Source organism: uncultured Nostoc sp., from assembly GCF_964245445.1.
Classification (GTDB): domain Bacteria; phylum Cyanobacteriota; class Cyanobacteriia; order Cyanobacteriales; family Nostocaceae; genus Nostoc.
This window is the reverse complement of sequence record NZ_CAXTNE010000237.1, coordinates 1-12,552: the sequence shown is the minus strand read 5'-3', so window position 1 is coordinate 12,552 and position 12,552 is coordinate 1. Positions and strand designations below refer to the sequence as shown.

Genomic DNA, 12,552 nt, shown 5'->3' with positions numbered 1-12,552 from the left:
GGACTGGGGACTGGGGAAAAGGTAATCCCAATACCCAATCCCCAATCACTAATCCCCAGTACGACATCATCTACATCGGTGGCGCACTAGGCGCGATTCATGCAGCACTGATGGCAAAACTCGGATATAAAGTCCTGCTGCTGGAACGAATGCCCTTTGGGCGGATGAACCGAGAATGGAATATTTCCCGCGATGAGATTCAAAGCTTAGTTAACCTGGGTTTACTCACCCCCGCTGAGTTAGAAACCATCATTGCCAGGGAATACAAAGACGGATTCAATAAGTTTTTTGATGCTAATAATCCATCCAAACTGCGATCGCCCGTCCTCCACACACCCACAGTCCTAAATTTAGGCTTAGATTCCGAAAAATGGCTCCAAATGTGTGGGCAAAAACTGCAAGCGGCAGGCGGTGAAATCTGGGATGAAACAGAGTTTATCCGTGCAGATATTGATATATCACAAGTTATTCTACAAGTCAAGCACTTACCCAGTCAGGTTGAAAAGCAAGTAAGTGGACGACTGTTAATAGATGCAATGGGAACTGCATCGCCCATCGCTTGGCAATTAAATGGTGGTCGTGCTTTTGATAGTGTATGTCCGACAGTGGGAGCGGCAATTGAGAGCGGATTTGAGCCGGAAGTATGGGATTCCCAATATGGAGATGTTCTTTACAGTCATGGGGATATCTCGCGGGGAAGACAGCTGATTTGGGAACTGTTTCCAGGGGCAAATGATGAACTGACGATTTATTTATTTCATTACCATGAGGTCAATGCTGAAAATCCCGGTTCCTTGCTAGAGATGTACGAGGACTTTTTCACGATTTTGCCAGAGTATCGCAGGTGCGATATGGACAAATTGGTGTGGAAAAAGCCGACATTTGGGTATATACCGGGGCATTTTAGTGTCGGAAGTAGCGATCGCACAATTGCCTTTGATCGATTGATTGCGATCGGTGATGCTGCATCACTCCAGTCTCCCCTCGTCTTCACCGGTTTTGGTTCGCTAGTTCGCAACTTAGAGCGTTTAACAACCCTGTTGGATACTGCTCTCAAACATGATTTGTTGAGTTTCCGCCACTTGAACCAAATTCGTGCTTACCAAAGCAACGTTTCCGTCACTTGGCTATTTTCCAAAGGCATGATGGTACCCACAGGGAAATTTTTACCACCCCAACGGATTAACTCCATGCTCAACACCTTCTTTGGACTGTTGGCAGACGAACCCCAAGAAGTAGCAGATAACTTCATTAAAGATAGGTGTGATTGGTTAACCTTTAACCGCCTTGCACTCAAAGCAGCTAGAAGAAATCCTGCCTTGCTTTTATGGATTTGGCAACTTGCTGGCCCCAGAGATTTAGGGCGATGGCTTGGTAGTTATTTCAACTTCGGTCGTCATGCCTTAATTAGCTCTTTGCTGAGTCCGTGGTTCGGGCGCTTCTTGAACCGGGTAGGTTTTTGGCTAGAACCCCGAAATCCGGGATTGTGGCTGTGGTTATTGGCGATTGATTATGCGATCGCCACAGGCAAACCGCGATCGCGCGCTCAAGTAGAAAAAGCCAACCCAGAAGCCATAATTCCGAAGTCAGAAGCAAGGATTCTTAATTAGTCATTAGTCATTAGTCATTGGTCATTAGTATTAGACAAATGACTAATGACAACTAACTATTGACTCTTGGGGCGAAAATTTGGCAGTTCCACAGATGCCAATGACTTACGCCCCTTGGGTGGACGCTGGGGATAAACCACTGGTGAAGGTGATGTATCATTGGTGTTATCACCTAATGACTCTGGAGGCAAATCAGTTGCCGATAATTCCAACTGTGTCAATTGTGAAACTTCTGACCAGTAGTCTTCAGTTCCTTCAGGTGGCGTCTCAGTGTAAGGTGAAGTAGAAGAAACTGGTAAGTTATTGGCTGGTGAAACTACAGAATCTATTGTCCAAGAAGTGGAGGTAGTTGTAGGATGATTAATTTCTGCTGCCAACTGCTCCTGGTGTGGATTTTCTAATTCCTCATCTTCTTCTAGGATTGTTGCTAAAGTCTCCCAGATAGGTGCATCACCCTGATTACTATCCACATTCGTTTTCGCCGCAGGTGGTGGTGATGCAGATGCTGACTGGGAGGTGAAAAACATTTGGATGAGACTATCTAATTGCTGATCTAAATTTGATGACCCTGAAGTTGAAACAGCTTCTGGTGTCTCTGGGGGATCATCAATTTTTGGAGAAGGGCCCGATTCTGCTGGTGTTGGCGGATTTTGCTTAACTGACCAGTTCCAAGAAGATGATGGCGTTGGAGTCGGTTCATTTCTTTGGAATGGGATTGGTGCCGACGGTTCGCCCCAAGAATTATCTAGATCATCAGTCAGGGATTCTGGTTCTGCTGACCAAGGTTGAATTGGCTGGGCGTTAGGAAACAAAGATCGAGCTTTTCTAGAGAATCTTCCTTGCCCACTAGTTATGTCTTTGGGATGTTTTGCAGTATCTTCTAGAGAGTCATAGTTAGGAACCGATGTATCTAAACACTTTTCCAAAGCTGCTTTAAATTGCAGCGTTTGGCGTTGTTGTCGCATCAGTCTGGTACGTAACTCCCGACAAACAGTTTCTGATTGCAATAACTGCTGAGACTGTTCGCTGCTGTTGGTGTGTAACAACGTACATTCTCGCTCTAACTGGGCAAGGCGTTGTTGGCTGATTTGTAGCTGTGCTTTATAACTTTCGGTGAGAATTTCTTGGTGTTGAACAGTCTGTACAGCAGTTTCTAATTTTTGAAAGAGGGATTTTATTTGTTCTTGAGCCGCAGCCAGTTCTTGAGCGTGTTGGTTGAGCATTGACTCACTAACGCTAGAACGCGTTTTCTGCCACTGCAAAACCTTTTCTGACTCAGCTAGGTTATCTTTTAGCTGCTCCACTTGTTCATACAAGTTATTGTTAGCTGCACGCAATTCTTCGTTCAATGCCAGCAGGTTCTGAAATTCTGAGTCAATAAGTGCTTGTTTGCCGCTTTCAGGCTCTGCAACCCAGTCTTGCTGGGTGGTATCTTTTGAAAATTGTGTATCTTCAGCTGGCATGAGGAGTGGCAGTTTGCTGACTGTCATATTGTCATTAGGCACAACTGAGTAAAACGGACAACTCGCCTGCTCCGATTGTGGCGAATTAGCAGAATTTAGGGATTCCATCACAACCCCCTTGTTTGAGGTGTTAGCTTCATTCATCACTCTTGACTCACCTGCTTAAAAATATTCAGCAGTGCTGGCATTAGCATTGCTTATCAACTGTGTCTAATCAGGGTTTGCTCTAGAAGCTAAGTTTAACTTTCTCCAAGCGCCAGCAATTAATCATCAATTGGTGTTCCCCATTTTGTATCTAGACTGATGCCGTTATAACACTATGATGCTCTTGGCCGTCAAGAAGAGACGGAAAGGGAATTTGGGCCGCCTTTGGGGATAGGCGGCAGAGAAGAGAAACCCAATGCTTAAAAACTAAACTGTATTGGCTGATCAAGTTTTTTACATGAAAAAACTGCCTCACCACATAAATTATTGTCTATAATCGCATCCACCTTAATATATAAAATAAAAATGTATTGAGGAATACATTTTATGCTGGGTTTTTTATTACTTAGGATAGATGTCAGTACAAGTATCTACTGTTAACTAATAATTCTATAGGACTTACGCATTGACAGAGACAACTAACTGCGAGTTAGCTCTAGTTATAAGGTACAGCTTTGTAATGCTCTTGTACAAAGTAGAGCCTGCTGGTTTTAGGGTAGGCAGAGGCTGGTAACTAGGCAGAGTAAGACTTTTAGTTGAGTAAGCTTACCATTCACATGATGGTCAAGATGTAAAGTACGTAAATTCTATTCTGTTATTTTGGGCGATCGCTATTTCATGTCAAAACAAACAAGAGCTTCTGCTAGACCTGAAATATTAGGCAACCATGATAATTACGGATAAATACGTGTAAGTTTAATTTCTGAAAAAGCTCGCCCTCAACTCGAAAAGCGTAGATTCTATATTCCCTACTCCCCACTCCTCCTCTATCGCTCTTCTCTGCGAGACGCTGCGCGAACGCGCACCACGTAGATAATTTTAAAAATCAAATATGATTCCTATATATACCTGTTCTAGGAGTGCTGATGATTTTGCTAACAAGCGATACTGAAACAAAGCCGACACAGGCGATGCGACAGGCGATCGCCACTGCTGAAGTTGGAGATGAGCAAAAAGGAGAAGATCCAACCGTTAACCAACTACTAGAAAGGGTTGCAGATTTACTAGGCAAAGAAGCCGCTCTTTTCTTTGCCTGTGGAACCATTTGTAACTTTGTGGCAATCAAGACCCATACCCGCCCTGCTGATGTGGTGCTAGTAGAACAGATGGCACACATTATTCGAGCTGAATCGGGGGGTGCAGCGATGACTTCTGGTGTACTAATGGAACCGATTGCTAGCGATCGAGGAATTTTTACAGTCGATGCTCTGGCTCAATCACTTGAAAGAGTTGCGACTGCTCCTTACCTTTACTCTGCAATTCCCCGCTTATTGTGTGTAGAGCAAACCCACAATTTTGGAGGGGGTTCGGTTTGGCGGCTCAATGAACTACGTGAGGTTTGCGAGTTCTCCCGTCAAAAAGGTTTAGCTACCCACATGGACGGGGCACGACTTTTAAATGCAGTTGTTGCATCTCAAACTACAGCCAAGGATTTTGCTGCCTGTGTTGATTCTGTCTGGATTGACTTTACTAAAGGACTAGGCGCACCAATCGGTGCTGTTCTTGCGGGTACACGGGAGTTCATCGCACAAGCACGTCGATATAAACACATTTTTGGTGGCGCAATGCGTCAAGCTGGCATTGTTGCAGCAGGTTGTCTCTATGCACTTGACCATCATGTTGAACGTCTACAAGAAGACCACGACAACGCAACTTATCTGGCTCAACGACTGAGTGAAATCGAGGGAATTACAGTTAGAAATCCAAAACCTGAGACAAACATTGTTTTCTTTGATGTTTCAAGATTAGGACTCGACAAAGCCATGTTTCTCACTCTGTTACAGCAGAATGGTGTGAAAATGGGAGCCGTTGGTCATTCTATTCGGGCAGTTACTCATTTAGATGTTTCGCGGGCTGATATCGATTTTGCGGTTGATGCTATTTCCAAAGTTGCGAAATCCTCGTGGCACTAAGCTAAGGGAGATCAATGAGTACCCGCACATTGCCAAAACCACCAGATTATACTGTGAGTTTAGGAGTACTATCAATTTATATTTTTTGGGAAGCCAGGATAAATTATCAACGAATAATTACTAATTCGTAATTCGTAATCTTATGTCTGCTTGATTACTTATTAAACCCAGAGAACCCGACCCCCCAAAGGCTAACGCACCCTAGTACCGTAGCGAGACTAAATTTGTAGATTAGATTTATGGCGTGATAGCTAAAGGCTCATAGTTGCACTTTAGCTATTACACCATTTTAGCCTTGCCACGCCACTACAAGAGAGCTAAAGTCTAGATTTTTAAAAGAGGTAAGCTATGAGTATTTTTAAAGTTGAAGTTGTCAAAATCAACAGCATTAATCCTCATCCCAATGCTGATAGGTTAGATATTGTCTCTATCGAAAATATGGGATATCAAGTAATTATAGCCAAAGGTAAGCTTCATGCTGGAGATTTGGCTTTTTATTTTCCTATTGATAGTGTTATTCCAGAAAAGTTTTTGGATGAGTTTGGTATTCGTAACTACTACTCGAAAAAACTGTATGCTGCCAAACTTCGCGGAATTTTCTCTGAGGGTTTGCTTATTCCCGTTGGTAATAACTTTATGGGAAATGTCGGAGACGACTATACGGAGTATTTTGGCGTAACAAAGTACGAATATCCAATTCCTCAAGGGATGAGTGGGGAAGTAGAAAGTTTTATTGGACATTACAAATTCCCCAGCCCAGAAAACCTGAAACGTTACAAAAATATACTAATTGAAGGTGAAGAAGTTGTTGTAACAGAGAAGTTGCATGGAACTAACTTCACTGTCTTAGTTGATGCTGACGGCACAACTAAAATTGGCAGCCATAATTACTTCTGGAAAAACAGCGAAGTAAATAAAAAATTAGTTTATATTCGTGCTTACAACGAAAATGAAGCTTTCCAAAAACTTCCACCAGGAACTCAGATTTTTGGGGAAATCTACGGCGTACAAGATATCAAATATGGCTTGAATAATGGCAATATTGGAATTGCTATATTTGCTGTGCGTCGCGGGAGTCATTTTCTCAATTACAGCGATTTTGTGGCTTTTTGCGAGGAATTTGCTTTACCAAGAGTGCCTGTGCTTTATATCGGTGCTTACACTTGGGAAGCAGTGTCTCAGTTCAATAATGCTAATAGTGTAGTCAGTTGCAATTGCATCATGGAAGGCGTTGTTGTGCAACCGATCATTGAAAAAACGCATCCAGAAATAGGTAGAGTAGTCTTGAAGTTGATTAGCGATCGCTATCTGCTCCGTAAGGATGGAACTGAACTTCATTAAGTTCAACTCGAGTTTTAGTGGCGACACCTTAACTGAACTTCCGAAATCGACTTACAAATTATTCTCTCAAGGTAGCCACCGGGGTCGAAATCCGGTTAAGGGGAGTTGTTCTGGTCTAATTTCAACAGTCGCAGCATCAGCGATGGGCAACAGAGGCATTAACCACAGACTACTAGTAGCAATAACATCTCCATCATCAGTTTTCAAAGTGTTTGTAGGTAATGATGCTGGGGGGTTTGTCTGCGGTACTACTTGATCAAATAACAAGCCCAAACCGTCAGCAGATAAACTCATTTGCACATTCCGTTGAGCGGGAGGCAGTACTAGCAGTGGTTTCTGTTGCCCGGTTTTCAGATCAATTGCCACTACATAAGGCTGTTCTATGTATTGTTCCTTGGATACTAGCTGTGTCAGCAAGCAATAGAGGGTGGGTGAGGCGATATCAAATTGGCAGCTGAGAATTGAGCCTGTAGTTTTTAATAGTTGTTTCTGCACACCTTGGTTTGTCACTAAAAACAAATCTCGCGTGTAATCTGTATTAAACTTTACCATTGCTGCTTGAGAGCCATCTTTAGAGAAAGCTTGTACCAAACCAAACTGCGGCAGAAAATCTAGGGGTTTCCTGGCATCACCTTGCAGTGGTAGGATAGCTGCTCCCTGTCCTTGGGCAACTGCTACGGCTTGACTATCTGGTGTGATCATAAAGTCTCCCCCAGGTTGGCTTTGCAGACGTTTAGGGGTGGGTTTTTCTGCTGAACCGTTACTGGTTGCTGGCATAAACCATAGTCCAAAGTCGCCGGGATTAGTTTTATTGCCCCGTTGAATCACAATAGTTTGCCCATCAGGTGATAAGTCAAATTTCAGGTTTTGATAATCTTTACTATCTAAAACTAAGTCAACTTTGCCTGCTGGTTCTACTTCTTGTCCAGATTTACCAGGAACGCCTGTTGTCACTGTGTACAGTTGGGCTGAAAGTAAGTCTTGATTCTTAGCCGCGCGAGCCGAAAATAAAATTTTACCCCCATCAGGAAAGGACTCAAAGTCCATTACTATCAGGTCTTGAGGGGTAAGTAGCCTTTTTTGCTCTTGGGTTAAGTTGTAAAGAACTAATCGTCCCTGTTCTTCTTTCTCGGTTCCTATGTAAAGGATGACGCGATCGCGTGTACGAAAGCTACCAACAAAGGGTTCTATCACCCGATTTTTGCCTTCTTGCTTTGCAAACTTATCTTTGGCTCCCTGTAACTGCACTTTATAATTCGTGCCATAGGGTGCTGGTGTTACCAGTGTATAAACCATCCGCCGCCCAGCCCAACTGAATTTACCTGCTAGGGGTGGCTCGATTTTCAAGTTATCCTCTACGCTTTTTACTTCCATTGGGCGGCTGAAGGTGAGGGTGAAAGAATTATCTTCTGCGCCAATTTGTTGATTTTGCCAGGTAAATTCCCGGACACGAGCAGTCACCACATCACCTTGCAATATAATTAACCCTATCAGCACACTCAGCAGTAGCATTAGTGCGATCGCTATCCGATCTAGTGGTTGGATAAATGCTTTAAATTTTGTCATTAGTCATTTGTCATTTGTCATTGGTCATTAGTCATTAGTCATTTGCCATTAACAAATGACTAATAACTATAAGGATTCTGCGGTTGAGGAATCTTTTTGAGAGAGGTAGCGGCAATGGTAAGTTGGCGTTTACCTGCCAAATTTTCTGTTACCATTTGTCCTTCTACTTCCAACCAGGTATCAGGGGAATAAGTTTCTTGATTGTTTGGGAGTTTGACGGGTAATCCCACAGGGTAAGCGTCTGCTGCACAGCAAGTTAAAACAAATCGCGCTAAGAACAAATATTCTTTTCCTATATCTGGCGGGTGGATAACAAATCCCTCTACCTTGACTTTTTGCCCTGTATATGTGTCTGGTTCTGGATAGACATTGACAGTGCGTACCCAGTCTACAAGCGATCGCTCCTCTGGAAGAACAGTAGCTCGAAAGGCTTGGGGTTTGACGCGTGTACTTCCCAATAAATCAGCCGTCACACCCCTTTGGAGTGCTTTGTCACTAGCAAAAACTTGCGGTGTAATGATAAAACCTAGAATCGCTGTAGTTAACAACAAAGTACTGCCCCAACCAGGGGGAAATAAACTAATATGCTGGGTATTTGACGTAACATCACGGCGACGCCGTTGCCAAAGTTCCTGCATCTTAAATAAACCAATAATGATGAAGCTGATACCAGTCACGACCGCCAACCAAATGTAATTTGGGTGAATTAACAGGTTCAGCTTGTTAGTTAGCCAATATCTCAACATCAAAATTCCCCAAGCTGTAATTGCTAGAGCATCCAGCCAAGGGAGTAACAGATTAGGAATTTTAGATTTGGAATTTTTGTTAGTCATTGGTCATGAGTCATTGGTCATTGGTCATTGGTCATTAGTCATTGGTCACTTGTACTAAGCCTTGCCGTAAAGCCTGCGGCATAACTACGCTTAAGGCACAGCCTCTCCAAGAGTTGTATTGGTCATTAACAAAGGACAATGGACAAATGACAAATGACAAATAGTTTTTTAAAAGACGTGCAAATTCAGAAACAGGGTGAATACAAATGTCAATTGTGCTGCTAAAGTAAATAAGTAAAAAATCGTTTTGGGTTTAAAAATAGATAACATCAAACCAACACTTTTGATGTCAATCATTGGGCCAAACACCAGAAATGCCAACAATGAACCACTGCTAAAGGTTGAGGCAAAAGATAGTGCAAAGAAAGAATCGACTGTAGAACAAATTGACACCACTACTGCTAATATCAGCATGACCACAATTGAAGTAATGGGCCCAGCACCCAAACTGAGAATTAATTCACGGGGAGCTAGCACTTGAATAGCAGCAGCGATCGCACTTCCTAAAATCATCACTCCGCCTAATTCTCGCAATTCTTGGATGCTATTATCCACAACTAGGCGCAGTTTAGCTGCAAGCGGTTTATCGGAGGTAGAGATTAAGGTAGGCGGTACCAAATTCGGATCTATCCGCATAGGTATACCTGCTTTTCCTCCTAAGATATAAGTCCCGGACTGTAACAGATTCGGTACTGTTGCTTCCTGTTGTACTTGGTAACGTTTACCACGGCCTTTGGTTTGGGGCTGTACGGGCGGATTAAACTTCATATACCGAGCGATCGCAGGTTGGACTATGGGATTTAAGTCCTTTTGAAAACTGAAAACAAAACCGATAATTGTGGCGATTGCAAGAGAAAATACGACTCGTAAGACCACTATTTCTGGTTGATCTCGAAATGCTGTCCAAGTTGACCAAATTACAACTGGGTTAATTGTTGGTGCTGCTAGCAAAAAACCAATTGCGACTGGTGTGGGTACTCCCTGAATTAGGAACCGCCGCGCTACTGGTACATTCCCGCACTCACACACCGGAAATAAAAAGCCGATCATGCTGCCAACTAAAGCACCCAGCAACGGATTTTTGGGCATTTTTTCTACTAATTTGCGCTCATCAACAAAAAACAGCAGCAAACTGGAGAATAAAACCCCAAGAAGCAAAAAAGGCATCGCCTCGACTAGCAGACTTAGAAATATAGTAAAACCATTGTTCAGTTGATTCATGGGCGTCGCAGTCAAAAGCGGTTTTTAGTTTTAGGGTTCTGCCTAGTCATTCTATCGAAATGGGGATCAAAAGCAGTTCGGGAAAATTAAACATTATTTAAGTAGCAAGTTATCCTACGTTTCAAGTAGCGTTTAAGCGCTATAAACCTTTGCTTCAGCCAAGATAGTGATATTTACCTGAGTGCATTTACTGACGATAACCATTTCTAAGATTGTCTAAGTTCAAAAATTGTTCCAGTTAGATGGCAAGTAGCTGCATAGATGATTTGAAATTACCTATGTTTATACTTACAGTAATTTGCTGGAGAAGATATTAGCTCGGCTGTATTTTCATCAAGGATTCATACTTATTCAACAATTGGGGTAGGCGTAGCCCGTCGTAGACATCGCTCTTGGTTGCTACCATCATTGAATTTGGCATATCTATTACCCAATAGATGGTCAGTCAAACTTCAAACTACACTATTATTTCCCAAGATACGCTTCTAGAACTTTGGTATTAGTTTGAATTTCTGCGGGTGTACCGTCGGCCAAATTCTGTCCTTCAGCAAGTACCCAAACACGATCACACAAGGACATAATTACATCCATATTGTGTTCAATAATCAAAAAAGTCATCCCATCTTGACGGTTCCAAGTGATAATGCGATCGCAAATATCATCAATCAGTTTCGGATTCACACCAGCAGCTGGTTCATCCAACAAAATTAACTTGGGATTAGTCATCAGCGCCCGTCCCATTTCCAGTAGCTTGCGTTGTCCACCCGACAAGCCACCAGCATAATCGTGTGCTTTTTTTGCCAAACCCACTGATTCTAACAGGAACATTGCCCGCTCTTGTAGTTCCTTTTCTTCCTTAGCTACAACGTGCGGTTGTAACTGCACCTGCCAAAAATTTTCACCAGTTTGTTTTTGCGCCGCCAGCAGCATATTTTCTAACACCGACAACCGCGAGAGAGTCCGTGCAACCTGAAAAGTGCGGATTACTCCTTGTTGGGCGATTTGATATGGTTGCAAGTTGTGAATCGGTTCGCCGTCAAAAATCACTCGTCCCTTATCTGGGCGAATGAAGTTTGAAAGTAAGTTAAATAAAGTTGTTTTACCAGCACCATTAGGGCCAATCAAGCCCGTAATGCTACCTTTAGCAACTTCGATTTTCGCCTCATTAACTGCTTTGATACCACCAAAGCTTTTAGAAAGTCCAGTAGCTACCAAAAGGGGAAGTGGCGATGACTGGTTATTTACCAAGAGTAAGTTCCTCCTTTTTCCCTAGAATACCTTGAGGTCGCCAAATCATCAGTACCATCAAAATTAGTCCGATTACCATGATCCGAAATGCACCCAAACGGGCTTCATCAAGTGAAACGATTCTGGGTAAGACTTCCCGCGTGAGTGCATCGTAACCAAAGAAAATTACTGCACCTAAGATTGTGCCAACATTATTTCCAGAACCACCTAAAATCACCATAATCCAAGTGTCAAAGGTGATCTGCGGTTGGAAATTATCAGGGTAAATGGCGCCCAGTTGCCAAGCGAAGAAAGCACCAGCGATACCTGCGATCGCACCCCCTAACATGAGAGATTGTAACTTATACCAAAAAACATTTTTTCCCAGGGCCTTGGGAATTTCTTCATCTTCTCGGATGGCTTTGAGAATTCTACCCCAAGGCGATCGCACCAAAATTTCTAAGCGCCAGTATACAAATGCTAAAACCAACAGCAACACCAGCATTAAACCTGCTTTTGGGTTGTAATTATACAATCCGATTACCCCAGAAATATAAATCGCTGCTGCCAAAACTGCTAAAACAATTCCCACACCTAAACGTGCTGCAAATTCTTGTTTGCTAGTTGTCCTTTTGCCTAAATCAGTAGTCCGAGATATTTGGGTGATGCGAATCCATCGCCACAATGTAAAGAAAGTTACAGCAGCCAGCAGTGTCAAAAGCCCAATCATCACTAATCTGACAAACAAATTCGGCTCTGTGGATAGGGGTATAGGATAACTTTGCACACCAAACGCTCCAGAAGTCCAGGTGTCACCCACAGGTAATTCCTGATTATTTACTACCAAACGAATTAATTCGCCCGTACCAATAGTGACAATTCCTAAATAATCTTCCCGTAAGCGTAGAGTTACAAAACCAATTATCAAACCCAACAAGGCGGCGACAATTGCCCCAGCTAGTGCCGAGATTGGTAGGGGTACGCCCTTTAAGCTTAACAATACGGTTGTATATGCTCCAAGGGTCATGAAAGCAATATGACCAAAGTTAATTAACCCCGTAAAGCCCCACTGTAAATTGAGTCCTAATGCGAATAGAGCAAAAAGTGCTGTTGAAATTGCTAAGAAAATGAGATAGTCAACCATATTAAGGAATGGGGAATGGGGAGTGGGGAG

Annotated in this window: 9 protein-coding genes; 3 read left to right on the top strand and 6 right to left on the bottom strand. The window is 42.9% G+C overall.

Annotated elements, in window-relative coordinates:
- Positions 1–1,610 (top strand): NAD(P)/FAD-dependent oxidoreductase (locus ACFE90_RS29250; protein WP_375505879.1); only part of this gene is annotated, 1,610 nt, incomplete at its 5' end.
- A gap of 56 nt (positions 1,611–1,666) precedes the next feature.
- On the opposite strand, the gene ACFE90_RS29245 is transcribed toward ACFE90_RS29250, so the two are convergent.
- Positions 1,667–3,217, bottom strand: a complete 1,551-nt coding sequence (locus tag ACFE90_RS29245; RefSeq protein ID WP_375505878.1) for a hypothetical protein — start codon at positions 3,215–3,217, stop codon at positions 1,667–1,669.
- 926 nt (positions 3,218–4,143) lie between these two features.
- On the opposite strand from ACFE90_RS29245, the gene ACFE90_RS29240 reads away from it, so the two are divergent.
- Both ACFE90_RS29240 and ACFE90_RS29235 read left to right on the top strand, forming a co-directional pair.
- Positions 4,144–5,190, top strand: coding sequence for a threonine aldolase family protein (locus ACFE90_RS29240; RefSeq protein ID WP_375505877.1), 1,047 nt, complete (start codon positions 4,144–4,146; stop codon positions 5,188–5,190).
- Between the two features lie 348 nt (positions 5,191–5,538).
- Positions 5,539–6,531: an RNA ligase (ATP) gene (locus tag ACFE90_RS29235; protein ID WP_375505876.1), complete on the top strand. Its 993-nt coding sequence runs from the start codon at positions 5,539–5,541 to the stop codon at positions 6,529–6,531.
- A 66-nt stretch (positions 6,532–6,597) separates the two neighbouring features.
- Here the strand turns inward: ACFE90_RS29235 and ACFE90_RS29230 are convergent, their stop codons facing one another.
- The 5 genes from ACFE90_RS29230 to ACFE90_RS29210 all read right to left on the bottom strand — a co-directional run bounded on the left by ACFE90_RS29230 (position 6,598) and on the right by ACFE90_RS29210 (position 12,522).
- Positions 6,598–8,097: a hypothetical protein gene (locus ACFE90_RS29230; RefSeq protein WP_375505875.1), complete on the bottom strand. Its 1,500-nt coding sequence runs from the start codon at positions 8,095–8,097 to the stop codon at positions 6,598–6,600.
- A gap of 59 nt (positions 8,098–8,156) precedes the next feature.
- A complete protein-coding gene (locus tag ACFE90_RS29225) occupies positions 8,157–8,930 on the bottom strand; it encodes a TIGR03943 family putative permease subunit (RefSeq protein ID WP_375505874.1) in 774 nt (257 codons plus the stop codon).
- Between the two features lie 168 nt (positions 8,931–9,098).
- Positions 9,099–10,151: a permease gene (locus tag ACFE90_RS29220; RefSeq protein ID WP_375505873.1), complete on the bottom strand. Its 1,053-nt coding sequence runs from the start codon at positions 10,149–10,151 to the stop codon at positions 9,099–9,101.
- A gap of 465 nt (positions 10,152–10,616) precedes the next feature.
- A complete protein-coding gene (locus tag ACFE90_RS29215) occupies positions 10,617–11,399 on the bottom strand; it encodes an ABC transporter ATP-binding protein (protein ID WP_375505872.1) in 783 nt (260 codons plus the stop codon).
- Positions 11,389–12,522, bottom strand: a complete 1,134-nt coding sequence (locus ACFE90_RS29210; RefSeq protein ID WP_375505880.1) for a branched-chain amino acid ABC transporter permease — start codon at positions 12,520–12,522, stop codon at positions 11,389–11,391. The genes ACFE90_RS29215 and ACFE90_RS29210 overlap by 11 nt, the downstream gene beginning before the upstream one ends.
- Between the last annotated feature and the right edge of the window lie 30 nt (positions 12,523–12,552).